This window comes from Streptomyces sp. URMC 129, assembly GCF_051386415.1.
Lineage (GTDB): Bacteria > Actinomycetota > Actinomycetes > Streptomycetales > Streptomycetaceae > Streptomyces.
This window is the reverse complement of the sequence record NZ_JBPQTQ010000102.1, coordinates 1-24089: the sequence shown is the minus strand read 5'-3', so window position 1 is coordinate 24089 and position 24089 is coordinate 1. Positions and strand designations below refer to the sequence as shown.

Here is a 24089-nt window from a genome sequence, read left to right as displayed (position 1 = left end):
AACCCCATTCCCGGCAAGCGGAAACAGACCCTCACGGGCAGAAGCTTCGTTCATAGTGGGCGCCACACTCAGGTGGCAGATGCGCTCCATCTTGCCTGAGCGCTCGGGCAACGTTACGCGCTCACCCCAACGCCGTCAACTTGCGTCCGGCAGGGCGAACTCCGCCCACACCGCCTTGCCGCCTTCCGGCAGGCGGCGGGCGCCCCATTCGGCCGCGATCGTGGCGACGACCGCGATGCCGCGGCCCGCCTCGTCCACCGGCGCGGCCTGCTGGCGGCGCGGCAGGTGTTCGTCCCCGTCCGTCACTTCCACGATCAGTCGGCGGTCCGTGCGGCGCAGGCGCAGGCCCATCGGGGCGCGGCCGTGCTTGAGGGAGTTGGCGACCAGCTCACTCGCCGCCAGGACGCCCAGCTCGCGCAGTTCCTCGGGGAAGCGCCAGCTGGCGAGCACGCCGTCGGCGAACGCCCGTGCGCGCGGGGCCGCTTCGATGCCGCCGAGGAGGTCGAGGGCGGCGCCGCGGAAGAGTTCGGCCTCGTCGCCGTGGCGTTCGGGGCAGGTCAGGACGAGGATCGCCACGTCGTCGTCGTGGTCCTCGCTGATGCCGAGGGAGCGCAGGAGGCGGTCGCAGACGATCTGCGGGCTGTCGCCGGCTCCGGCGAGGGCCTGTTCCAGAGTGTCGATGCCCTCGTCGATGTCGGCGTCGCGGCGCTCGACGAGGCCGTCGGTGTAGAGGACCACGCTGGAGCCGGGTCCGAAGGGGACGGCGCCGGAGGTGTGGAGCCAGCCGCCGGTGCCCAGGGGCGGGCCGGTGGGATCGGACACGCGGCGGACGGAGGCGTCCGGCTCGCGGATGAAGATCGGCAGGTGCCCGGCGGAGGCGTAGGTGAGCGTGCCTTCGTTCGGGTCGTAAACGGCGTAGACGCAGGTGGCGATCTGGCTGGCGTCGATCTCGGCGGCGAGGCCGTCGAGGAGCTGGAGCACCTCGTGCGGCGGGAGGTCGAGACGCGCGTAGGCGCGGACGGCGGTGCGGAGCTGGCCCATGACCGCCGCGGCGCGCACGCCCCGGCCCATGACGTCGCCGATCACCACGGCGGTGCGGCCCGCGCCGAGGGTGATGACGTCGTACCAGTCGCCGCCGACGGCGGCGTCGATGCCGCCGGGCTGGTAGGTGGCGGCGACGCGCAGGTCGTCGGGCTGTTCGAGGCGCTGCGGGAGCAGGCTGCGCTGGAGGGTGACGGCGGCGGCGCGCTGCTGGCTCTCGCTCTCCCGGAGGCGCTCGGCGGCCGTGACCTGGTCGGTGACGTCGGTGGCGAAGACGAGGACGCCGCGCTGGGCGGGGTCGTCGGCGGTGGCGGCGATCCGGACGGGGGTGCAGGTGAAGGTGAAGTAGCTGTCGCGCGTGTCGCCGGGGACACTGCGGGTCTTCAGGCTGCGCGGGGTGCCGCTGCGCTGGACCTGGTCGAGGAGGGGCAGCAGGCCGATGTCAACCAGCTCGGTGAGGGACTCGCGGGCGGGACGGCCGGGGATGCGGGTGCCGAAGAGGGCGGCGTAGGCACCGTTGACGTAGGCGACGCGGTGGTCCGGGCCCCGCACGACGGCGACGGGAGTCGGGACCTGGCCGAGCAGTTCGTGGATGGCCTGGGCGTCGATGCCCTGGCCGCTCCTCGGGGCGGCCGGCGCGAGGTCGTGGAGCTCACCGCGGGCCGTCGGCACGCCGCCGGGCTCTTCTCCTGGGCCGCGGCCGGCCTGGGAAACGCCTCCCTCGGCGGTGGCGGCGTTGCGCCGCTGTGTCCCGGGCAGCCGGATAACCCAGCGCGTCAAATTCACAGCGTTCCGATCCGATTCGTGTCGCGTCTGCGTCGTGGTGCGTTCGGCGTCGTCGTGGTCTTTGTCTTTTCAACTTTTTGACGGGCGGCGGCCCGCCCATGGTCACACGCCCGGCCGTCTCAGGAGCCCTCCGGGTGGCGTCCGGTACCCGCTGCCAGCTCGAACTCGGCCCGTGGGTGTTCCAGGGAGCCGAGAGAGACGATCTCACGTTTGAACAATCCCGCAAGGGTCCATTCGGCCAGGACGCGTGCTTTGCGGTTGGCGGTGGGCACGCGGCTCAGGTGATAGACGCGGTGGACCAGCCACGCAGGGTATCCCTTCAGCCGTCTGCCGTAGACCCGGGCGACGCCCTTGTGGAGACCGAGGGAGGCGACCGATCCGGCGTAGCGGTGCCGGTAGTCGCCGAGGGGTTTGCCGTGCAGCGAGGCGACGATGTTGTCGGCGAGGCGGCGGGCCTGGCGGACGGCGTGCTGGGCGTTGGGGGCGCACAGGGCGCCGGGGATGTCGGAGGCCAGGTCGGGGACGGCCGCGGCGTCGCCCGCGGACCACATGTGCTCGGTGCCTTCGACGCGGAGGGCGGCGGTGCAGCGGACGCGACCGCGGTCGTCGAGGGGGACGCCGCAGGAGGCGAGGACGGGGCTGGGCTTGACTCCGGCGGTCCACACGAGGGTGCGGGCGGGGTGGCGCGAGCCGTCGCTGAGGACGGCGGTGCGGTTCTCGCAGGACTCCAGCCGGGTGCCAAGGCGCACGTCGATGTTGCGCGCGCGCAACTCGCGCAGGGCGTATGCGCCCATACGCTCACCCACCTCGGGCAGGATCCGGTCCGTTGCCTCGACCAGGATCCACTTCTGCTCCTCCGGGCGGATGTTGTGGTAGTAACGGCAGGCGTAACGGCCCATGTCCTCCAGCTCGGCGAGGGCCTCGACGCCCGCGTAGCCGCCGCCGACGAAGACGAACGTGAGGGCGGCGTCGCGGACGGCGGAGTCGCGGGTGGACGAGGCGATGTCGAGCTGTTCGAGGACGTGGTTGCGCAGCCCGATGGCCTCTTCGACGGTCTTGAAGCCGATGCCGTACTCGGCGAGGCCGGGGACCGGAAGTGTTCGCGAAATGGAACCGGGGGCCAGCACCAGTTCGTCGTAGTCGACCCGGAGGGGTTCGCCACCGGTCTCCTCGGCGGCCACGGTCCGTACGGACACGGTGCGCGCGGCGGGGTCGACGGAGGTGATCTCTCCGGGGAGGAAACGGCAGCGGGAGAGCACGCGCCGCAGCGGGACCACGACGTGCCGGGGGGAGATGGATCCGGCGGCGGCCTCGGGGAGGAAGGGCTGGTAGGTCATGTAGGGCTCGGGGCTGATGACGGTGATCCGGACATCGCCGCGCTTCAGCTCGCGCCTGAGCCTGCGCTGGAGGCGGTGTGCGGTGTAGAGGCCGACATAGCCGCCGCCGGCCACGACGATGTGGGCGGGTTGCTTCGTCACCCGTCCATGAGGCACCCGGGGGCGGGCGTTTGTCCACAGGTCGTGCGGGGTGCTGCTCCGTTCGGGGGCCGGGGGCGGGCCGTTCCCGCTGTCCTTCTCACTGTCAGTGGCCTCAACTATGTTCGTAGTCCACAACACGCGGCGCGGCGTCCTCCGGGGCGCTGCCCGCACCACCGGGGGAAATGAGTATGGGGAGCAAGGGATCCGGGGACGACGCGAAGGCCGGCCCGTCTCTGCGGGTGGATGCTCAGCGGAATCTGCGGCATGTGCTGAGCGCGGCGCGGGACGTGTTCGGCGAGCAGGGGTACGGCGCGCCGATGGAGGAGGTCGCGCGGCGGGCACGGGTCGGTGTGGGGACGGTGTACCGGCGGTTTCCGAACAAGGAGGCGCTCGTGCGGTACATCGAGGAGGAAGAGACCCAGCGGCTGGCGGCCCGGGCGCGGGGGCGCGGGAGCTGCTGTCGGCGGTCGGGCAGTTGGTGGAGCGGACGCGGGCGGCCGGGGAATTGCGGGCGGATGTCACGGTGGCCGATCTGATGCTGGTGATAGCGACGACGCCGCCCCGGCTGGACGACCCGGTGCGGCAGACGGCGGCGGAGACGCGGCTGCTGGAGATATTGCTCCAGGGGCTGCGGGCGCACGGGGAGTGACGAGGGGTCGGGAGTGCGGCGCGGGGGAAAGAAGGGGGGTGGCGTCACCGAGGCGCCTATATCACGGTGCCGCGGTGGCGTCGTGGGAAGGAACCCACGGACGGGTGGATCTGGGCACAGTCGGGTGGCTGTGAGCCATTCGTGTGGCAGCCTTGCCCGTGTTGCTGACACCGATGTGAATACTCCGGGGGGCCTCCCGTATGGGCGTTGAGGGTCAGGGCGCCGAGTCCGCCGAGTCCGCCGAGTCCGCCGGGGCGCAGTCCCCGGGCGGATCAGGGACCCGGGGCGGTCCGGGGCTGTCCGGGGAGCCGCGGTCGACGGTGCCGCAGCAGCGGCCGCGGGGCCGGGACGCCGCCGATCTGGAGCTGGTCGACCGGATGCGTCGGGGCGCGCCGGAGGCGTACGCCGAGTTGTACCGGCGCCATGCCGACGCCGTGCGCCGGTACGCGCGGACGTGCTGCCGGGACGCGGACACCGCGGACGACCTGACCAACGAGGTGTTCGCCGCGACGCTCCAGGCGGTCCGGCGCGGCGCCGGGCCGGAGACGGCGGTGCGCGCGTATCTGCTGACCTCGGTGCGCCGGGTGGCGGCGGACTGGGCGCGGACGGCCAGGCGGGAGCATCTCGTCGAGGACTTCGCGACGTTCGCCGTGTCGGCGGCCGGGCAGCCGGGCGGCCCGGACCACGCGGTCGACATGGGCGCCGACGTGCGGGCCATGCGCGAGGCCGAGCAGTCGATGGCGGTGCGCGCGTTCCGCAGTCTGCCGGAGCGCTGGCAGACCGTGCTGTGGCACACCACGGTGGAGGAGGCGTCGCCGCGCGATGTGGCGCCGCTGCTGGGGCTGACGCCCAACGCGACGGCGGTGCTCGCGCACCGGGCCCGCGAGGGGCTGCGGCAGGCGTATCTCCAGGAGCACGTGAGCCGGGCGCTGACCGAGGGCGGGGAGTGCGCGCGGTTCGCGGACCGGCTGGGCGCGTACGCCCGGGGCGGCTTGCGGACGCGGGCCGAGCGGGGGCTGCGCAAGCATCTGGCGGAGTGCGCGCGGTGTTCGGTGGCCGCCTCGGAGGTGCGCGACCTCAACGAGCATCTGCGCGGCGTGCTGCCGATCGCGGTCATCGGCTGGTTCGCGGCCGAGACATGGTTCAAGGGCGCCGCGGTGGTCACCGGCACCACCGGTGCCGGGGCCGGTGCCGCCGGGTCCGCGGCGGTCGCGGCCGGTGGCGGCGGTGGCGGCACGGGCGGGGCCGGCGCGGGCGCCCTGGCCGAGGGGCTGGGCGCGCCGGTGAAGGCGGGCCTGGCGTCGGGCGTGCTGGCGACGGCGGTGGCCGCAGCCATCACGCTGGCCATGATGGGCGGGGACCCGGACCAGGGGCCGCAGGCCGCCGCGCCCCCGCCGGAGAAGGCGTCACAGGAGCCGCCGCCCGCGACCGAGCGGATGCCGCCCGCGGAGCCCGCGCCCGAGCCGGATCCCGAGCCCGCCGCCGCTCCCCGGCTGGAGCCCGAGCCCAGCGCGGAGCCGGACCCGGCGCCCGAGCCCGCGCCGGAGGCGGAGCCGTCACCGGAGCTGCCGCCGGCCCCCGAGCCGGAGCCGGAGCCGGAGTCGCCCGCGGAGCCGCCGCCTGCTCCGGAGCCCGAGCCGGAGCCGGAGCCGGAGCCGTACGCGCTGAAGGAGCTGGGATACGGCCTCCTCGGGTCCGAGGAGGACCCGGTCGTGCGCGCCGTGGGCAGCAGCCCGGTGTGGCAGCGCGACGACCTGTCGGTCAACGGCCGGCCGTACGAGGGCGGGATCACCGTTCCCGCGCTGTCGTCGGTGACCATCGACCTGAACCGCCCGTGCGTCTCCTACCGGGCGGTGGCGGGTCTGGACGACTCCGTCCCGGCCGCCGGCACGGCGGTCTTCGGCGTCCACGGGGACGGCGAGGAGCTGTGGACGTCGCCGCCGGTCGGCGCCGACGACGACGCGGTGCCGGTGAACGTGCCGCTGACCGGGGTGGAGACCCTGACGCTGACGGTGCGGCCGGACGACGTGCTGGGGATGGCGGCGCTGGCGAACTGGGCTGAGTCGGAGATCCTCTGCGAGTGAGCGCCCCGCCTAGCGGCTGACGCCGCTGGTGACGGCCCTGGGGTCGCGGTTTCCCTCGGCGGTCCAGCAGGAGCCGCGGCGGGTCAGCAGGCGGCGCAGCCAGACCTCCGTGGAGACCAGCTCGGCCAGGCCGTCCAGCGGCAGCCGCTCGCCCTCGGCGGCGGCGCGCAGGGCCTTGCGGACGACGCGGGCCTCGATGAGCCCGGCGTCGGCGAGGAGCGGCGCGTCGAAGAGGCCGACGAGATCTCCTATGTGGGCGCGCAGCCCCGCCCGGACGGCCTCGGCGTGGGAGGCGGCGCTGGTGTGCCCCCAGCCGGGGGGCAGCCCGCGCACGCCCGCGCCCTCCAGGACGGCGCGCAGCACATCGGCGCGCGCCCCGGGCTGGACGCGGAGGGTTTCGGGGAGGGCCTGGCAGGCGCGGACCACCTGGTTGTCGTAGAAGGGGGCATGCAGCCGCTGGTGGCGGACCTCGGTGGCCTGCTCGAACACGCGGTGGTCGGCGGCGTGCCGGGCGAGGACGGCGCGGGCGCGCTGGACGCCGGGGCGGCCGGTGGCCGTGGCGGCGCGGGGTCTGGCGGCGAACGCTTCGAGCCGAATCGATACTTCCGCGAGCGCCTCACCGGTCAGCCAGCGGGCGGCCGGGCCGGGCCGGCACCAGGCGAGCGCGGCCAGCGAGGCGCCCAGCGCGCCGTCCACGAGCGGTTCGTCGTCGAGGGGGCGGCGCAGCAGGACGGCGGCGTCGGACAGGCCCACCGGGTAGGGGGTGCGGGCGAGTCTGCGGGCGGCGCGGTAGACGGTGAAGGGGACGAACATCGAGCGGCTGCCGCCGCCGCTCGCCTTGGCCAGCGCGGTCACCGGGCGCAGCAGGTGGCGGCGTCTGCGGTCGATGACCAGGTCCGCGAGGCGGGCCGGGTGGGCGTCGAGGACCTGGCGGGCGCCGTGCCCGATGAGGTGGTCGGCGCTGCCCGCGGCGAGCCGGTGCCGGTGCCGGGCGGCGGTGACGAGGGACGGTCCCGGCTCGTCGGTGAGCGGCCCGCTCTCCAGGTCGGCGTAGGGCAGGGCCTCCTCGCCCGCGGCGACGACGACGTGGTGGAGGCGCGGGTTCTCCGCGATCATGCGGGCGCGCTCGATCTCGGCGACGCGGGCGATGCCGCCGGGGCCGCCGCGGGGCGTGGTCAGGTCGTTGAACGTGACGGCCAGCAGCCGCTCGCCGGCGAGGGTGGCGCCCGTGCCGAACACGGTGCCGGGCACGCCGGGCAGCCCGGCGGCCAGCAGGGCGAGGGTGGCCGAGGCGCTGCCGCCGGAGAGGTCGGCGCCGACACCGGGCGCGGGCTCGGGGCCGAGGCGGGCGGCGCGCCGGTCGGCGGGGCCCATGCCGGGGATGGGCCCGGCGTCGCGCTCGGGGGCGTGGCGGGGGGCGGCGAGCCGGGTGCGGACGGCCTCGACCAGGGCCTCGCGGACGCCGGCGACGGCGGCGTCCCGTTCGACCGGCGGGGCGGCGACGATGGACGGCGCGGCCGGCTCGTAGTCCAGCACGTCGCTGCTGCCGCCCTCGCGCAGCCGCAGCGCGTGGCCGGGCGGGACGCGGACGACGCCCCGGTAGGGCGTGCCGGTGCCGACGGCCTCGGGCGCCTCGGGGCAGGCGAGCAGCGCGGCGAGGTGGGCGACGTCGAGCTGGGCCTCGGTGAGGTCGGCCAGCGGCAGGGCGGCCGTGGCGTACGCGGTGCCGCCGGCCCAGCTCGTGTGGAAGACGGGTTTGGTGCCGGCCAGGTCGGCCGGGATCACGGTGCGGCGGCCGAAGCGGGCCACCGCCGTGTAGCTGCCGGGCCAGGTGGTGAGCTGGCGCAGCGCGCCGGCGCGGGCGGAGACGAGGGAGCGGCGCAGCGTGGCGTCGTCGGCCCCGCAGTATCCGAAGACGGCGAGGTGGGTGTCGCCGTCGGCGTGGACGAGGCGGATCTCGTCGGAGCGCCAGTCGCCGACGGCCCACAGGGGGTCCGGGCCTTCCCACAGGAGCTGGGCGCCGAGGGGCTGGATGTCACGGGCAGCACTCGCCGAGGCGCCGCACCACCCGACCAACCACCGCATCGCCGCCTCCCCCATCGAGGTTCCCTGGACCGCCGCGTAGGTGTGTACGCCCATGCTGCCATGGGACGGGTGTGATCGGGGCATGGCGGGGGAGTAGTTCGTCCGCATGACGAACTACTCGACGTGTTGACCGGTTTCCCGTGTTTCGCGCGGCACGCCGGGGAAAACCGATGCTTTTCGGCCAAAGTCTGGCCGGAGAACAGCTCATGGGGCGGTCACCCCTGGGGCAGGAGTGCTGTGGTCCGGGAGACGCTGGCCGTCTCCCGGACCAGGCCGCCGTCCGCGGGGAATGAGACGACGGCTTCCCCCGGCCCACTGGATCCCTCAGGGCAGCAGGCCGACCCACGCGTTTCCATCCAAGCGCCGCCCGCCGGCCCTGCCCAGAGCGCACGGGCGGGCGCACGGCCACATGCCGGGAGCACGAACCCGGATCGGGGAAGCGCTCGTACGCCCGTACGGTCATAAATCCGCCATCCGGGATTCACCCCCTTAACGGTCAGCAGGCGCCGAACTACGCTGGGTTCGCGGAGGTACGGGAAAGCCCTGCGCTGGTCGCGGGGCTGCCGTTGGTGTGTCAGGGGTGCGGCGCATGTCCAGGGAGCCACGCGGGCCGAACGAGAAGCTGGGGGCGGTTCTCGCTCTTGCGGGAATCAGCAACGCCGGACTCGCCCGGCGCGTCAACGACCTCGGGGCGCAGCGGGGGTTGACCCTGCGCTATGACAAAACGTCCGTCGCGCGGTGGGTCACCAAGGGAATGGTGCCGCAGGGCTCCGCGCCCCACCTGATCGCCGCCGCCATCAGCAGCAAGCTGGGCCGCCCGGTCCCGCTGCACGAGATCGGCCTGGCCGACACCGATCCCGCGCCGGAGGTGGGGCTCGCGTTCCCCCGCGACGTCGCCGCGGCCGTCGACGCCGCGACCGAGCTGTACCGGCTCGACGTCGCCCCCGGCAAGGGCATCTGGCAGTCGCTGGCCGGGTCGTTCGCCGTCACCGCGTACGCCACGCCCGTCTCGCGCTGGCTCATAACCCCCGCCGACGCCTCCGTGGCCCGCGAGTCGGGCCCGCCGCGCGCGGGCGGCGGCACCGGCGCGCGGGGCCGGGTCGGGCACTCGGACGTGTCGAAGCTGCGGGAGGCGGCCGAGGAGGCGCGCCGCTGGGACTCCAAGTACGGCGGCGGGGACTGGCGTTCGTCCATGGTGCCGGAGTGCCTGCGCACGGACGCGGCGCCGCTGCTCCAGGGCAGCTACAGCGACGACGTGGGCCGTTCCCTCTTCCGCGCCACCGCCGAACTGACGCGGCTGGCGGGCTGGATGGCGTTCGACACCGGGCAGCACGAGGCGGCCCAGCGGTACTACATCCAGGCGCTGCGGCTGGCGCGGGCCGCCGCGGACGTGCCGCTCGGCGGCTATGTGCTGGTGTCGATGGCCCTGCAGGCGGTCTACCGGGGGTTCGCGGACGAGGGGGTCGACCTGGCGCAGGCGGCCCTGGAGCGGAACCGTTCGCTGGCCACGGCCCGCACCATGAGCTTCTTCAAGCTGGTCGAGGCGCGGGCGCTGGCCAAGGCCAACGACGCGGCGGGCTGCGCCTCCGCGCTGTCGGCCGCGGAGGGCTGGCTGGAGCGCTCGCGGGAGGGCGACGGCGACCCGAGCTGGCTCGACTTCTACGCGTACGACCGGCTCGCCGCCGACGCCGCCGAGTGCTACATCGACCTGAACGTGCCGGGGCAGGTGCGGCGGTTCACCCAGCAGGCGCTGTCCGAGCCGACCGAGGAGTTCGTCCGCTCGCACGGGCTGCGGCTGGTGGTCGCCGCCGTGGCGGAGCTGGAGTCGGGGAACCTGGACGCGGCCTGCGCGGCCGGGACGCGGGCGGTGGAGGTGGCCGGGCGCATCTCGTCGGCGCGGACGACGGACTACGTGCGGAACTTGCTGCACCGGCTCGCGCCCTACGGGGACGAGCCGCTGGTCAGGGAGTTGCAGGAGCGGGCGCGTCCGCTGCTGGCCGCTCCGGCATGATGGCGCACATGACAATGGCACGGGAGTCGGCCGGCTGGTCGGGGCGGTACGACTGCGACGTGGTCGTGATCGGCGGCGGGATCGTCGGCCTGGCCACGGCGCACGCGCTGCGGGCCGCGCGCCCCGGGCTGAGCGTGACGGTCCTGGAGAAGGAGTCCGGGGTCGCCCGTCACCAGACCGGGCGGAACAGCGGGGTCATCCACAGCGGGGTGTACTACCGGCCCGGTTCGCTGAAGGCGCGGTTCGCGGTGCGCGGGGCGGCGGCGCTGGTGAAGTTCTGCGCCGAGCACGGCATCCCGCACGCCGTGCCGGGGAAGCTGATCGTCGCCACCGACCCGGCCGAGCTGCCCCGGCTGCACGAGCTGGCGCAGCGCGCCCGGCGCAACGGCGTGCCGGTGCGGGAGCTGGGCCCGGCGCAGATCGCGGAGCACGAGCCGGCGGTGCGGGGCGTGGCGGCGCTGCGGGTGGAGACGACCGGGCAGTGCGACTACGGGGCGGTGGCGCGGGAGCTGGCGACGCTGGTGACGGTGCGCGCGGGCGCCGAGGTGGTCGCCGTGGACCGGCGGCCCGGGCGCGGCGTCGCGGTGCGGACGGCGGACGGCGTGGTGCTGCGGGCGCGGGCGCTGGTGAACTGCGCGGGCCTGCACAGCGACCGCGTGGCGCGGCTGGCCGGGGACGATCCGGGCCTGCGGATCGTGCCGTTCCGCGGGGAGTTCTACCGGCTGCGGCCGGAGCGCGCGGGGCTGGTGCGGGGGCTGGTGTATCCGGTGCCGGATCCGGCGTTCCCGTTCCTGGGCGTGCACCTGACGGCGGGGCTGGACGGCGAGGTGCACATCGGGCCGAACGCGGTGCCGGCGCTGGCGCGCGAGGGGTATGACTGGCGCACGGTGCGGGCGCGCGACCTGGCGGACGCGCTGAGCTATCCGGGGCTGTGGCGGATGGGGCGGCGGCACTGGCGGGCGGGCGCCGGGGAGCTGCGGCGGTCGTGGTCGAAGCGGGCGTTCACGGCGGCGGTGCGGCGGCTGCTGCCGGAGGTGACGGAGGACGACCTGGAGCCGGCGCCGGCGGGGGTCCGCGCCCAGGCGGTGCTGCCGGACGGCACGCTGGTGGACGACTTCCGCATCGCGGAGGCCCCGCACACGGTCCACGTGCTGAACGCGCCGTCCCCGGCGGCGACGGCGTGCCTGCCGATCGGCCAGGAGGTGGCGGGGCGGCTGCTGCGGAGGCTGGAGCACGGCTGAGGCGGGGGCGCGGCTGAGGCGGGGGCGCGGCTGAGGCGGGGGCCGCGGCGCTCAGCGTTCGAACGCGTGCAGGCGCAGGCCCCGGGCGGTGTCCGTTTCGATGGCGGCCATCACGTACCACTGGTGCTCGTCGTAGGCGACGTACGGCTCGTCGTCGGTCCGGCGGGGGTCGAGCGGCACGGTCCCGGCCGGGGTGTCGGTGCCGTCGGCCGGGTCGAGGCGGACCAGGTGCAGGCTGCCGTCCGCCGCGTGGCCGAGGAGCGGGCGGCCGGTGTCGTCCACGTCGAGGAGCTGGACGTTCCCGGGCAGTTCGGCCTCCCACAGCGGCGAGCCGTCGGTGAGGTCGTAGCCGGTGAAGACGGCGACATCCGCGTCCTGGTCCTGGTCCGGGTCCGGGTCCTGGTCGGTGTTGGTGTCGGTGTCCGGGTCCTGGTCGGTGTCCGGGTCGGTGGGGGCGTGGCGGGCGATCAGGACCTCGCCCCCCACCGCCGACTCCTCGGGGACCAGGCCGGCCATCGGCAGGCGCCAGAGCTCGTCGCCGTTCTCCGAGTACGCCACCAGCGCGTCGCCCTGGTGCAGCAGAACCGGGTCACCGGCGAGGATGTCGGTGAAGCCGAACTCCGGGTCCGAGGCGGGGTGCGTCCACTCCAGCTCGCCCGTGTCCGCGTGGTACACGCTCAGCTCCGGCGTCCCGTCGCAGCGGGTCAGCACGGCGACGCGCGAGTCCGCGTGCCGGATGGCCAGCGTCTGGCGGCCGGTGGGGCACTCCCCCGCGAAGCCGTCCGGCGGCTCGGGAACGGGCAGCTCGGTGCCGGTCGCGGTGTCGAAGCGGTGGAAGCCGGCCGGGGTGCCGGCCGCGTCCAGGTTGACGGTGACGGTCGACTCCCCGACCGTCACCGTCACGTCCCGCGCGGCGACGGGCCGGGCGTCCGGGGTGAGCAGGTCGGCGGACCACAGCAGCGCGCCGGTCCCGGTGTCGACGACGCCCAGCAGGGAGCAGCTCTCCTCCGCGCCGTCGGCGTCGGCGGGGTCGGTGTCGGCGGGGTCCGTGCTCTCCGACGCGGTCGCGTACAGGACGGCGCCCGTGCCGGCCGCGTTGGTCCGCTCGGCCGCCGCGCAGGGCCGGGTCGCGCCGTCCGGGAGCGGGACGTCCCACAGCCGCGCGCCGTCGGTCGTGCTGTAGCCGGTGACGCCCGCGGTCGAGACGACCGTCACGGTCTCGCCGTTCGCCCACAGCCGGGTGGCGAACGCGTCCGCCCCGCCGGTCCCGGCTTCCAGGGCGGGCGCGCGCCAGAGCCGCGCCAGCTCGGCGGGCGGCTCGTCGCCGGAGGCGGTGGCCGCCTTGCCGGTCGTGCCCGCCACCAGGTCGCCGTCGACCTCCCCGGCCGTGGTGCGCCCCTCCTCGCGGCTGAACACCACGACATACACGGTCAGCAGCGCCAGCAGCGCCATGCCCACGGGCAGCGCGATCAGGCCTGTGCGGCTGTTCTTGCCCTCCGCCATGACACTCCCCCGGGTCACGAGCTTCGTCACCGAGTCCGACGTACGGGGTCCGCCGGCCGGTTCCGTTCGAATTGCCTTATCGCCGTAAAATCGGACGCACTGTGACCGAGATGACCGACGCACGAGACATGACCGACAGCACCAGCCGTCTCACGCCTATCACGACCGGGCGGGCCCCGATGTTCCCGCCCGGGCTCGGCCCTGCCGCCGATCCGGTCGGCGGGCGCCACGAGCGCGCCATCCGCAGCTTCCAGCCACGCCGCAGCCGCGTCACGTCCGCGCAGCGGGACGCGCTGCTGCGGCTGTGGTCGCGCTGGGGCCTGGAGATCGACGGGCGGGAGCGGCTGGACCTGGACGCGCTGTTCGGCGGGCTGCCCGTCGTGCTCGAAATCGGCTTCGGGATGGGCGAGGCGACCGCCGAGATGGCGGCGGCCGACCCCGGCACCGGCATTCTCGCCACCGACGTGCACACCCCGGGCCAGGGAAACCTGCTGAGGCTGGCCGAGCAACACGGCCTGACGAACGTCCGGGTGGCGAACGGCGACGCGATCATCCTGCTCCGCGAAATGCTCGCGCCGGGCCCCGCGCTGGCCGGGGTGCGGGTGTTCTTCCCCGACCCGTGGCCGAAGAAGCGGCACCACAAACGGCGCATCGTGCAGCCGGAGTTCGTGGAGCTCGCCGCCTCCCGCATGGCGCCGGGCGCGCTACTGCACTGCGCGACGGACTGGGAGCCGTACGCGGAGTGGATGCTGGACGTGCTCAGCGCCAGCCCCTCGTTCACCAACGCGGCGGGCGAGGGCTTCGCGCCGCGGCCCGCGGACCGGCCGTTGACGCGCTTCGAACGGCAGGGGCTGACCAAGGGGCACGTGGTGCGGGACGTGATCTTCCGCCGTAATCCGGTCACGTGACCGGCTGTTGAGGGCACCCCTGCGCGCCGTAAGGTCGTGGCGTGCGCCCTCCGTTCCCCCCACCTCCCCGGCGCTGGCCCGCGCGCCGGGTGATCGCCGTCGTACTCCCGTTGTGCGGGCTGGTCGTGGCCGGTCTGGTGTGGCGGGTGACGGGTGCCGAGGGCTTCGTGGCGGGGCTGTTGCTCGCCCTGCTGCCGGTGCCGGTCCTGCTCGGCGCGTTGCGCTGGGTGGACGCGCAGGCGCCCAAGCCGTGGCGGGCGTTGGCGTTCGCGTTCGGGTGGGGCGCGTGCGCGGCGACGCTGTTCGCGCTGCTGGCCAACGGGTTGCTGGTGCGGCTGCTGACCGACGACGCGGCGACGCTCGCGCCGACGCACGCGGACACGCTCGAACTGACCGTCATCGCCCCGGTGGTGGAGGAGTCGGGCAAGGCGGTGGCGTTGCTGCTGCTGTTCCTGCGCCGGCCGCACGCGTTCAACGGAATCCTCCCCGGCATCGTGACGGCGGGCGTCACGGCGACCGGCTTCGCGTTCACCGAGAACGTCCTGTACCTGGGGAGCGCCTTCACCCAGGACCGGGCGGCGGGCCTGGCCGGCGCGGATTTCCTGGGCTCCAGAACGGCGTTGACGTTCCTCGTCCGGATCCTGGCCGCGCCCGCCGCGCACCCGGTGTTCACGGCGATGACGGGCATCGGCTTCGGGCTGGCGGCGGTGCTGGCCCGGCACCGGCGGGCGCCGCGCGCGCTGCTGCCGCTGGGCGGGCTGGCGGCGGCGATGGCGCTGCACTCGGCGTGGAACGCGTCGGCCTCGATGGACCTGGTCGGCTTCTGCCTGGTCTACGGGCTGGTGATGATCCCGGTGTTCGCGTCGCTGTGCTGGGTGACGACGTGGGCGCGGCGCCGCGAACTGCGCGTCGTGCGCGCGTTGGTGCCGCTGTACGCGGCGGCGGGATGGCTGTCGGCCGCCGAGGTCCCGGCGCTCGGGTCGGCGCGGCGGCGGTCGCTGGCGCGGCGGCTGGCCCGCGAGGAGCACGGCCACGCGGGATGGCGGGCGGTCGCCGCGTACCAGGCGGCGGTCACCTCACTGGCGCTGCTGCGGGAGCAGGCCCAACGGGACGCGGCCGGGCCGGACTTCGCCGCACGGGAGCGTGAACTCCTCGACCGCGTCCGCCACCACCGGGCGCTGGCCGGGCCACCGACGCTCGCGGCGGCCCGCGCCGATCTCGTCACCGCAAGCTGATCCGCATCCCGTCGGCGCTGCGGCTGACGGCCCGGGCGAGGACCCACTGCCGTTCCTCGGCGCGGAGCTGGCCCGGCAGGCCGAGGCCGATGAGGTCGATGCGCGGGCTGACGTCGAGGAAGTCGAGCAGCCGCAGCAGGGTGAAGCCGGTGCTGGCGTCGGCCGCCCAGCCGGGCTCCCCGATCACGGCGGGATCGCGGAGGGGACGGCTCAGCGACAGGTCGCCGACGAAGTCCTGCGCGCCCGGGACGAGCTTCCGTGCGATGGCCGCCTGCCACTCGGCGGGCTTGTCGCCGAAGACGAGGCGGGTCCGCACGCGCCGCCGCCAGCCGGGGCCGTCGCTGCGGGCCGACACGGCGTGCATGTCGGTGCGGTCGCCGGTGCCGGGGGTGTGGGTCTGGAACGAGTCGAGGCGTATCACCAGGTCGTAGCGGTCTATCTCGCCGCCGAGGTCGCCGGCGGCGACGGCCTCGCCGTTGGCGACGACGCAGATCTCGCGGCCCGCGATCTGGGCGCGGAACGCCTCGATGCCGATGTGCCGTTGATCGGCGCCGGCCAGGGCGTCGGACCGGCCGTAGGCGTGGACGGAGTCGGCCTCCCGGCCGTCCGCGGCCAGGGCCTGGGCCCGCAGCCGCCACGCGTCGCGCGACCTGCTGCGCAGCGCGACCCCGGCGTCGGCGACGCGGCGTGCCAGCCGCACTTCGCCGGCGTCGAGCGCGAGGCGGCCGACGTTCAGCAGGGCGTCGAAGGACCGGTCGGTGTCCGGCTCGTACGCGGTGTGCTCCACGACGAGCGTCCCGATGGCCGACACCAGCTTGGTCCGCTCCGGCGCCGCCGCCCCGTCCAGCGCGTGCAGCGCCGCGAGATAGCCGGCGCACTCCCGCACGCACGCGGTGATGAGATCCTCCGCGCGTGCCATACTTCCCGGTCGCAGCCTGACCTTCATGTTCTCGACTGTGCCCCCGCGGAGGGACTCGGGACGTGACTCGTAGGCACCGCCAAGGTGAACGTTGCCTGTCTAGCGCGTCGGCGGCAACCGACCGTAACGTCTCTCTCACAGAAAGCGTGGGATGGAGCGCCATGTTCACCGAGTACGAAGTACAGCTCCGGGAGCGCTTCCTCGCTGCCCCCGTCTCCCCTGCCCCGCCGCCGTGGCACCCGGTCTTCGCACCCGCCGTCCCGGCGATCCGGATCGGCGGCCTGCTCGGCATCGGCTTCGCCCTCAACCCGGCCACGGGCCACGACCTGGTGATGGTCGTCTCGCTGGACGGCCACGGCCTGTTCGACGCGGCCACCGGCGCGCTGCTGGCCCGCGACCGCGACCCGGACCCGGACACCACCGACCCCACCGGCCCGCACCTGACCTGCCCGGGCCTGGGCCCGCTCACCGGCACCCAGGTCCCCATCGCCGGCCTCCACGGCGGCGGCCTGCACGCGACGACGGACGACGGCTGGACCCTGGACGCGGTCAGCCCCGACTGGCCCCACCACCGCGTCCTGCTCTCCACGGACGGCGGTCTGTACCACGGCCCCGCGGGCGGCGACTGGTGGCACATCCACCACACGACCCACGCCCCCCTCCGCGCGGTCGGCTTCTCCCCCACAGGCCGCACCCTGGCGGTGGCGACGAGCACGGAATTGCTGCTGCTGGCGCGGGAGCGGGTGCCGTTCCGTACAGTTCTCCCATCATCGGTAACGGGTGACGAGAGCCGGACGCATGATTGATATCCCCATAGGGCAACCCTTGAAGCGGTCCGCCATCCATGACCGCTACGGCGGCAGTCGACAAGGTGGCATTTGTTCGGCGCCGAGCGCTTCTGCGGTGTTCCTCTTCACGGACCCCAGTCGCGGCCCCCAGCACGGGTACTCGGATCACTGGGGCGAGGACGGCTGCTATCACTACAGCGGCGAGGGGCAAACCGGGGATCAGGTGCTCACCAGGGGAAATCTCGCGATTCTCCGACACGTGGACCGTGGTACCGCGCTCCACCTCTTCCGTTCTGTGCGGCGCAGTGTGGTCGAGCGTGTGGGCGAGTTCGCCCTGTCGGACGAGGAGCCCTGGTACTCGATTGATGCTCCGGACGGCGAAGGCCGCATCCGGCGCATGATCATCTTCCGGCTGGTGCCGGTGGGGGAAACGCTGCCACCCCCTCCGTCTCCCGCTCCCATCCCTATTCCCAGCAGGGAGCTCGTCACTGAGTACGTCCCGCTGGAGCAGCACTTCACCGAACGCGTGGACATCCAGCCCTCAAGGGAGCCCTACGAAGCCGAACGCCGTGAAGGGCCGTTGGTTCACCGGCTGCGGGAGTATCTGGAAGGGCTGGGCCACAAGGTCACGCGCAACCGGATCCGGCCGATTGGCGAAGTCAGAGCGCTCTACACCGATCTCTACGACGTCACCGACAACTTGCTGGTGGAAGCCAAGGGAAGCGTCACCCGGGAGGCCATCCGCATGGCCGTTGGCCAGCTTTACGACTATCGACGACACATCCCTGCTGACCCCCGCCTGGCTGTGTTGGTGCCTGAGCAGCCGCGTTCGGACCTGATCGACCTCTGCGCGGCGGCAAACATTGCGACGATGTGGCCTTCGGGAGCGACATTCGAAAGTCATCAGCCCACGCCTTAGCGAACTGCCGACCGCGTCGCTCGTCGTCGTTGAAGCGGTCGGCGGCGGGTGATCCACAGGACCGTCGTCGGGCGCATGGTGAAGGATTCGCCGGTGGTGAACTCCAGGCGTTTGGCGCCCTGGGCGAGGGCGATCATGTCGCTCACCGTGAAGACCTGCCCGCCGATCATGAGTTGATCACCCCGCCGGACGGTCGAGGCGTCCACCTCGACCGTCACCATGACACCGGCGCTGGGGCTGTTCATCGCCGAGCCTCCTTGCGCTGCGATCCAACGCTCATCGTCCTTCGCACGCCGGACTGGGTCATCTCGTTCAACTCCTCGGGGGACTGTTCACCGACGAACGTGCCGGGTTGACGGCTCATTGGTGGCACACAGATTCCGCAGGCCAGCACACGGAACTGCCACGGGCGGGCATAGATGCGGCTGGAGGTGATCGTTCCGGCCTCCACGGGGGAACATCGAGCTGTGCGGAACGGCCGGTGGCAGTACCGGCATGCCAGGCCCAGCAGGACCTCGAATGGCACCCCGTCGGCACCGATCACCGAGCGGTCTCCGTCCCGGCGCTCTGCTGACCGGCGATCGCGTATCCGCTCAGGACATCCACGGCCTTGGCCAGGAGCCGTAGACTCGCAGCCGGATCAGTGCCCTCACTCATGTCAGCCGCGATCCTGTCAGCCTCCCGGAGGACTGTCCGTGCGGTCCGTCTGGCGTCCGAATCTGTCAAGGCCCGGATGTGAGCCTGCGCGTCTGGAAGCAGTGTCCGGACATATCGGCGCAGCCGCTTGCGCAGTGCATCTACGGCATCCCCAGTCGGGTGGTGCTTGGCCAGGGCCATCGCCAAGGCGATGTCAAGCCTCATCTCTTCTGCGTACACCAGGTCGTTCACAGCGGGCGTCTCCTCGCACTGGCTGCCGGGACCCGCCCCGGAAGGGCGTGCTTCCCTCAGTCAAGAGCTCAGGGCGGTCATGGGGAGACTCCGCAGGGTGACTCCAAGACGGGGTCACTTGGCTACGATGAGTGCACGAACTGCCGGGAGGTGCCGCTGTGCACAAGAAAGTTCCGGAACCGCACGAGATCGCAGCCGGGCTGCTCGGAGACGAACGCCTCCTCTTCGCCTGCCGGGAACGGGACATGGGTGCGCTGTTCAGGTTGCTCCACCACCGGGGAATCAGCACCCGCCGCCTCGCCGCAGCCGTCGACATCACCCAGGGCCGCCTCTACGACTACATGAACGGCCGCAGCCGGGTGGAGAAGTTGGCTTTGTTCGAGAAGATCGCCGATGCGTTCCGCATCCCGGGACACCTACTCGGCCTTGCCCGCCGCGACTGGGAGCCGACCCCCGCCACCGACCGCCGAGTTTCGGATGGTCCGCCGCCTGACCAGGACGATGTCGCTGCGATCGATACCTTCCGCAACGCCGACCAGCAGGCCGGCGGCGGTCGGCTCTATGGCGCCGTCGTCCGCCACCTCGCCGATCACATCGCGCCCCGCCTTGTGGACCCCGGCAGTGGGCGGCACGTGTTTGCGGCTGCCGCCGCTATGACTGAAATGGCCGGATGGATGGCTCATGATTCCGGTCAAGACCTGCTCGCGCAGCGTCACTTCACTCGTGCGCTGCCCCTTGCCCAAGCGGCGGGCGATGTACTGCTCGCCGCGAATATCGCCGCGAGCATGAGTCACCTGGCCCTCGCCACCGGCGACGCCGCAGGAGCTGCACAATGGGCGGACATGGGTCTGAATCTCATGGCTGAAGGACCACCCGCAGCTCCACTCACCGCGCGTCTCCACACCATGCTGGCCCGCGCACTCGCCAGCGTCGGCCAACATCTCCCTGCCGTCCGGGCCTTGGAGCAGGCCCACCTCTCTACGGAGAGGCAGACCGATGCGGAGCACCCGTGGCTGTCGCCCTTCGACGCTGCGGCACTGGCCAGCGAATCAGCGCTCGTTCTGCGCGATCTCGGACGGTATGAGCAAGCCCTCGTCCATGCCGAGCAAGCGGTTGCCCTGCGAGCAGACAAGCGGGCTCGCTCCCTTGTGCTGAGCTGGATCAACACAGCGAGCCTCCATGTCATGCGAGGTGAACTCGATGCAGCAATCCATACCGGGGCGGGGCTCTTGGGCTCCGGCAACGCCACCGGTTCGGTTCGCGTGGTCCGCCAACTCGATGAGCTCCGCGCCCTGTTCCGACCGCATCGCGGATATGCGCCGGTTCGGAACCATCTGGAGCGGCTCGATGACGCGGCAAGGACGAGAATGCTCCTACTCGCCGATGTGATCAGTCCGTCCCCGGAAGGACCCAGCCGATGAGGCCCAGTCCCGCCGATCCGGCCGCGTGGAACTCCTACCTCGCGGAAGGCAACGCCAGGCAGGCACGCAAACGCGTCGCCGCCGACGTCCTCCTGCGCGACCAGTCGGGCCGGGTCTTGCTGGTCAAACCCACCTACAAGCCCGGCTGGGACCTCCCCGGTGGCATGGCCGAAGCCAATGAGGCCCCGGACGAGGCAGCGCGGCGAGAACTACGGGAAGAACTTGGCTATACGCCCACACTCGGCCGACTGCTCGTCGTGGACTGGATCCCGCCCCACGGCCCCTGGGACGACCTCCTGGCCTTCGTCTTCGACGGTGGCACCCTCACGGAAAGCCAGGCCGCCGGACTCCGCCCCCACGACGGCGAACTCGCCGAAGTCACCTTCGCTCGCCCTGATATGGCCCGCGACCTCCTCACGCCAAGACTGCGGCGAAGGCTCGCCGCCGCGCTGCGGACGGCGGGCGGTGAGGGTTCGGTCTTTCTGCGTGACGGATCGGCCGACTAGAGAGCTCGTGCGTGGTCGGCCGTGGCCTGCTGGTTGCTGGGCCGTTGGTTCCTGGATGGCGGGGATTGCGATGCGTGCGGTGATGGTGGGGTGCACGGGCCTGTCGGCGGAGAGTGATCGGTGAACTCATCGCCGAGCAGGGCCCGCTGTGGGAGGAGCGACACCGTGCCAGGCTCGCTTCCAGGATCCGGCAACGTGCCATCGGCGCCGGTGCCCGGCACAAGCTCCGTCTTCGTCGACCGGCTGCTGGCCACGCTGGTGCGCCTGCGGTACCGCATCACGCACGTTGTGCTGGTCTGCTGATTCGCCGTGGACCGTCCACGATCACCCGGGCCGTCGGTGAGGTGCGTCCGCTGCTTGCGGAGCACGGTTGCACCATCGCTCCGGGGTGCGGCTGCGCACCTGGCCGAGGTCATCGGATATCTCGGGGCGAGTGGGCGGATGGCGATCCTGGACGCCAAGGAGATCAGGGTCCGCCGGCCCGTGACCGGGAGTGTGGACCGGGACCGGTTCACCTCCGGAAAGAGCAGGCAGAACGCCGTCAAGGCGATGGTCGTCACCGACGCGGAGGGCAGGCTGCTGTTCTGCGGTGAGGTGCGGCCCGGCAGTTGCCCGGACATCACCCAGGCCCGTGACTCCGGCCTGGTCGACATCCTGGCCCAGGGGCCCGTGTGGAGATTCTCGCCGATGCCGGCTACCAGGGCCTCGGCGCACAGACCACGGGGCAGGTCGTGAGGCCGCCACAACGCAAGTTCCGCAAGAACGCGCCATAGTGGTACGAACACCTGCACGCCGCCCAGCGCCATACCCACTCCTCCCGCCGCATCCGGGTCGAGCACGGCATCGCCCATCTGAAGAACTGGCGGGCTCTCGCACGTCACCATGATCCACGCGACCATCTCGCCGACACCGTCCAAGCCGTCGCCGCACTGCTCTCCCGCCAACAGACTGCCGCCGCCCGGACGACGCAGACAACATGAGCACCAGCCCACACCCCGGCCGCCGACAGGCCACCGCCAACCACGCACGAGCTCGCTAGCCCGGTCCGCCGGCCGGCGCAGGGGCCCTGCTCCCTCGCCCCAGGCAGCTTCCGCCAACGCGCCCCACCGACTTCCGACTTCACCAGCCCGGAGCTGCCCCAGCGTCTTAAGATGCGTGAATCGCCACTAAGCCGGGGAGTCTCACGAGTTGAGTGGATGGTTCAGGCACCTCCGGCAGCTACGTCAAGGGTGAGGAGAAGATGGCCAGTTACAACGAGCCTGAGTGGGATGACACGGACGGCGAAGAGGATGATGCCGCCGAGACAGTGACATCAGAGGAGGTGACGCGCGCCGTCGTCACTGACACCGACTGGACAGCTGAGACCATCCTCAGCCAACTCCGCCGTGGAAATATTCAGCTGAACCCGCGATTCCAGCGTCGAGACGCTTGGAACAAGCCGAGAAAAAGTCGCTTCATCGAGTCGCTCATCCTGGGACTGCCGATCCCCCAGATCGTCCTTGCGGAGGACAAGAACAGGCGCGGAAAGTTCATCGTACTCGACGGCAAGCAGCGCCTTCTAGCGCTGCGCCAGTTTGCTGCAGGTTCTTCCTTTGCTGCTTCGGACGAGGAGGAGAGTTTCAAAGGCTTCTCCCTAACCGGCCTCGAAGTACGAGAGGACTTGCGGCTTGCGACACTCAAGAAGATGGAGAATGGTGACGAATACGTAGATGACCTGAACTCCCTTCTCAACGAGACAATTCGCACCGTCGTCGTGCGGCGCTGGCCCAATGAAGATTTCCTCAACCTCGTATTTCTAAGACTGAACACCGGAAGCGTAAAACTGTCTCCACAAGAATTGAGGCAGGCTCTTCACCCAGGCAAGTTCACCGACTTCTTGGATGATTGCGCTTCCGAGAGCGAATGGCTCCGAGTCGCACTGCGTATCGACAAGCCGGATTTCCGCATGCGAGACGTGGAGATTCTACTTCGATACTTCGGATTCCGGTTCACTCTCGATGAATACACCGGAAATCTGAAGAAATTCCTCGACGACACCGTAAACCTCCTCAACGCCCAGTGGCCGAAGGAAGAGGCCCGAATCAGGGAAGTCGGCGAGGACTGCAATCGCGCCATCGAAGCAACATTCAAGGTATTCGGAGACAATTCGTTCTACCGATGGGCCAACGGAAAGTACGAGGGCCGCTTCAATCGCGCGGTGTTTGATGTCATGACTTACTACTTCTCGGATCCGAACATCCGAGCTAAGTGCGCTGCTAGAGAAACGCAGATCGAGGCAGCTTTTCGAGACCTGTGTGACAGCAATCAGCGTTTCGTCGAATCCATCCAGACCACCACTAAGACACCTCTCGCCACGTACCGCCGCCTTTCCCTGTGGGGAGAATCCCTGGGTAACGCCATAGACATGAAGCTGCGCATTCCCGAATTGCGCGACAACCGCCTTGCACCATGAGGGATTGATGTGGCATCTTCGCGATTCGAAGAACTTGAGGAGAGGATCAATGACCTGCGCCACTGCTTTCTACCCAGAAATTTTGAACCCACGGGCCTATACGATGAAACAGTCTACGAGCATACGCGGGCATTCAGGGTATTGGCGCACGCCGAGTTTGAATCGTTCATAGAGGACCGCGTCATCGAAGTAATCGATAGCGCGGCATCCAAGTGGAGATCGAATGGTGAGGTTTCGGTCATCTTGCTAGCCGCCATGGCCTTCAGGGAGTCGGTTTCTTCAATTCCCGCGTCACTAAACGAAGCAGCCTCGAAGCGGCATAAATATCCAACGCTCGCCGAGAGGATAGAGGAAGCACGCACCGATCTTCACCGATACGCACGGAACCAGAATCACGGCATAAAGGAAAAGAATCTCCTCAGGATGCTCCTTCCTATCGGCCTTCAGGAAGATGAGCTAGACACCACTTGGCTCAGCGATGTCGATACATGGGCCACCGCACGCGGTGACTCTGCGCACAAGACAGCAAAGTTGCAGGTACGTCCCGACCCTCAGAAGGAGCTCAACACAGTCAGGCGGATCCTGGAAGGGTTTCGAGATCTCGATCAACAGATGACAGCCAAGTAGCTCAACGCCCAGCCATGACAAGGCAACGTGGACACTCTGTCAGTTTCTACGGCGGCCGTCCCCGACAGTACCGAACCAGTTCCCGCAGGGCAGGATTGGATACCCCAGTCATCGCTCGGTATCAACAACACGGGTGAGGTCTTGGAAGGGCTGGGACGCCTCTGGCATCCGCCACCTCCTCTCGGTGCTCTTGGGCAAACCCGGTATTACCGGACAGAGGGCTCGCTATAACGACGGGTGAGCACGCGATGAGTGTGCGTCCCGAACGTGTTCCTCCGGCGCTGCATTTCAGGCTCTTGCTCAGCGGTGGCGAGCATGATCACTCAACGCAGCTACGACGTCCCTACGCCAGCGGTGGGAGCGTTCCCCGCGGCCAGTGGCCGAGCCAGAACGCGGCTGTGGAGGGTTGGTCGTGGGCCTCAGTGGAGCCGTCGTGTGGGAGGAGTTCGGTGGGGGTGATGTAGCCCTCGCCGGGGTTGAGGCGGATGCGGAGGCATCCCAGGGGGTGGCCGGCGGCGGTGTAGGTGCGGAGGTCGTCGGTGTGGGGG

21 protein-coding genes and 1 pseudogene are annotated in these 24089 nt (G+C 71.5%); 13 read left to right on the top strand and 9 right to left on the bottom strand.

Annotated elements, in window-relative coordinates; genetic code table 11:
- Nucleotides 1-135: 135 nt before the first annotated feature.
- The gene (locus ACSNOC_RS20220) at nt 136-1827 is read right to left on the bottom strand and encodes an ATP-binding SpoIIE family protein phosphatase (protein WP_436748915.1); all 1692 of its coding nucleotides are present in this window, start codon (nt 1825-1827) and stop codon (nt 136-138) included.
- Between the two features lie 119 nt (nt 1828-1946).
- Nucleotides 1947-3305: an NAD(P)/FAD-dependent oxidoreductase gene (locus ACSNOC_RS20215; RefSeq protein ID WP_436748914.1), complete on the bottom strand. Its 1359-nt coding sequence runs from the start codon at nt 3303-3305 to the stop codon at nt 1947-1949.
- Nucleotides 3306-3487: 182 nt separating this feature from the next.
- Between ACSNOC_RS20215 and ACSNOC_RS20210 the strand changes: the two are divergent.
- Together ACSNOC_RS20210 and ACSNOC_RS20205 are read left to right on the top strand one after the other, a co-directional pair.
- Nucleotides 3488-3954: pseudogene (locus ACSNOC_RS20210) on the top strand (TetR/AcrR family transcriptional regulator).
- Nucleotides 3955-4154: 200 nt separating this feature from the next.
- On the top strand, nt 4155-6038 hold the full coding sequence (locus ACSNOC_RS20205) for a sigma-70 family RNA polymerase sigma factor (protein WP_436748913.1): 1884 nt from the start codon (nt 4155-4157) through the stop codon (nt 6036-6038).
- Between the two features lie 9 nt (nt 6039-6047).
- Here the strand turns inward: ACSNOC_RS20205 and ACSNOC_RS20200 are convergent, their stop codons facing one another.
- A complete protein-coding gene (locus ACSNOC_RS20200) occupies nt 6048-8123 on the bottom strand; it encodes an asparagine synthase-related protein (protein ID WP_436748917.1) in 2076 nt (691 codons plus the stop codon).
- Nucleotides 8124-8712: 589 nt separating this feature from the next.
- On the opposite strand from ACSNOC_RS20200, the gene ACSNOC_RS20195 reads away from it, so the two are divergent.
- Nucleotides 8713-10134 (top strand): MFS transporter, encoded by a 1422-nt coding sequence (locus ACSNOC_RS20195; protein WP_436748912.1) that lies wholly within the window; start codon nt 8713-8715, stop codon nt 10132-10134.
- Between the two features lie 8 nt (nt 10135-10142).
- Nucleotides 10143-11375, top strand: a complete 1233-nt coding sequence (gene lhgO / locus ACSNOC_RS20190; RefSeq protein WP_436748911.1) for an L-2-hydroxyglutarate oxidase — start codon at nt 10143-10145, stop codon at nt 11373-11375.
- A 51-nt stretch (nt 11376-11426) separates the two neighbouring features.
- Here the strand turns inward: lhgO and ACSNOC_RS20185 are convergent, their stop codons facing one another.
- Nucleotides 11427-12878, bottom strand: a complete 1452-nt coding sequence (locus ACSNOC_RS20185) for an outer membrane protein assembly factor BamB family protein (RefSeq protein ID WP_436748910.1) — start codon at nt 12876-12878, stop codon at nt 11427-11429.
- A 128-nt stretch (nt 12879-13006) separates the two neighbouring features.
- On the opposite strand from ACSNOC_RS20185, the gene trmB reads away from it, so the two are divergent.
- A complete protein-coding gene (gene trmB, locus ACSNOC_RS20180) occupies nt 13007-13786 on the top strand; it encodes a tRNA (guanosine(46)-N7)-methyltransferase TrmB (RefSeq protein ID WP_436748916.1) in 780 nt (259 codons plus the stop codon).
- A gap of 41 nt (nt 13787-13827) precedes the next feature.
- Complete coding sequence (locus ACSNOC_RS20175; protein ID WP_436748909.1) at nt 13828-15021, top strand: PrsW family intramembrane metalloprotease; 1194 nt, start codon at nt 13828-13830, stop codon at nt 15019-15021.
- Here ACSNOC_RS20175 and ACSNOC_RS20170 read toward each other — a convergent pair.
- Nucleotides 15008-15940, bottom strand: a complete 933-nt coding sequence (locus tag ACSNOC_RS20170) for a hypothetical protein (RefSeq protein ID WP_436748908.1) — start codon at nt 15938-15940, stop codon at nt 15008-15010. The genes ACSNOC_RS20175 and ACSNOC_RS20170 overlap by 14 nt on opposite strands.
- A 161-nt stretch (nt 15941-16101) precedes the next feature.
- Here ACSNOC_RS20170 and ACSNOC_RS20165 point away from each other — a divergent pair, with 161 nt between their 5' ends.
- Nucleotides 16102-16746 (top strand): hypothetical protein, encoded by a 645-nt coding sequence (locus tag ACSNOC_RS20165; RefSeq protein ID WP_436748907.1) that lies wholly within the window; start codon nt 16102-16104, stop codon nt 16744-16746.
- Entirely contained in the window at nt 16739-17647 is a 909-nt protein-coding gene (locus ACSNOC_RS20160; RefSeq protein WP_436748906.1) for a restriction endonuclease, read from the top strand. The genes ACSNOC_RS20165 and ACSNOC_RS20160 overlap by 8 nt, the downstream gene beginning before the upstream one ends.
- Here ACSNOC_RS20160 and ACSNOC_RS20155 read toward each other — a convergent pair.
- Genes ACSNOC_RS20155 through ACSNOC_RS20145 form a run of 3 tightly spaced genes read right to left on the bottom strand, consistent with a single transcriptional unit; the run spans nt 17644 to nt 18535 of the window.
- A complete protein-coding gene (locus ACSNOC_RS20155; RefSeq protein WP_436748905.1) occupies nt 17644-17892 on the bottom strand; it encodes a hypothetical protein in 249 nt (82 codons plus the stop codon). The genes ACSNOC_RS20160 and ACSNOC_RS20155 overlap by 4 nt on opposite strands.
- Nucleotides 17889-18191, bottom strand: coding sequence for a hypothetical protein (locus ACSNOC_RS20150; RefSeq protein WP_436748904.1), 303 nt, complete (start codon nt 18189-18191; stop codon nt 17889-17891). The genes ACSNOC_RS20155 and ACSNOC_RS20150 overlap by 4 nt, the downstream gene beginning before the upstream one ends.
- Nucleotides 18188-18535, bottom strand: a complete 348-nt coding sequence (locus ACSNOC_RS20145) for a DUF6415 family natural product biosynthesis protein (protein ID WP_436748903.1) — start codon at nt 18533-18535, stop codon at nt 18188-18190. Before ACSNOC_RS20145 ends, ACSNOC_RS20150 begins: the two co-directional genes overlap by 4 nt.
- Before the next feature lie 158 nt (nt 18536-18693).
- Between ACSNOC_RS20145 and ACSNOC_RS20140 the strand changes: the two genes are divergently transcribed.
- From ACSNOC_RS20140 to ACSNOC_RS20120, 5 genes are all read left to right on the top strand, one after another.
- Nucleotides 18694-19956: an XRE family transcriptional regulator gene (locus ACSNOC_RS20140; protein WP_436748902.1), complete on the top strand. Its 1263-nt coding sequence runs from the start codon at nt 18694-18696 to the stop codon at nt 19954-19956.
- On the top strand, nt 19953-20462 hold the full coding sequence (locus ACSNOC_RS20135) for an NUDIX domain-containing protein (RefSeq protein ID WP_436748901.1): 510 nt from the start codon (nt 19953-19955) through the stop codon (nt 20460-20462). The genes ACSNOC_RS20140 and ACSNOC_RS20135 overlap by 4 nt, the downstream gene beginning before the upstream one ends.
- A gap of 441 nt (nt 20463-20903) precedes the next feature.
- Nucleotides 20904-21197, top strand: coding sequence for a transposase family protein (locus ACSNOC_RS20130; RefSeq protein ID WP_436748900.1), 294 nt, complete (start codon nt 20904-20906; stop codon nt 21195-21197).
- A 505-nt stretch (nt 21198-21702) separates the two neighbouring features.
- Entirely contained in the window at nt 21703-22914 is a 1212-nt protein-coding gene (locus ACSNOC_RS20125; protein ID WP_436748899.1) for a DUF262 domain-containing protein, read from the top strand.
- 9 nt (nt 22915-22923) lie between these two features.
- Nucleotides 22924-23541 (top strand): HEPN domain-containing protein, encoded by a 618-nt coding sequence (locus tag ACSNOC_RS20120; RefSeq protein ID WP_436748898.1) that lies wholly within the window; start codon nt 22924-22926, stop codon nt 23539-23541.
- Between the two features lie 343 nt (nt 23542-23884).
- On the opposite strand, the gene ACSNOC_RS20115 is transcribed toward ACSNOC_RS20120, so the two are convergent.
- Nucleotides 23885-24089, bottom strand: a 205-nt coding sequence (locus ACSNOC_RS20115; RefSeq protein ID WP_436748897.1) for a hypothetical protein, incomplete at its 5' end; no start/stop codon positions are given.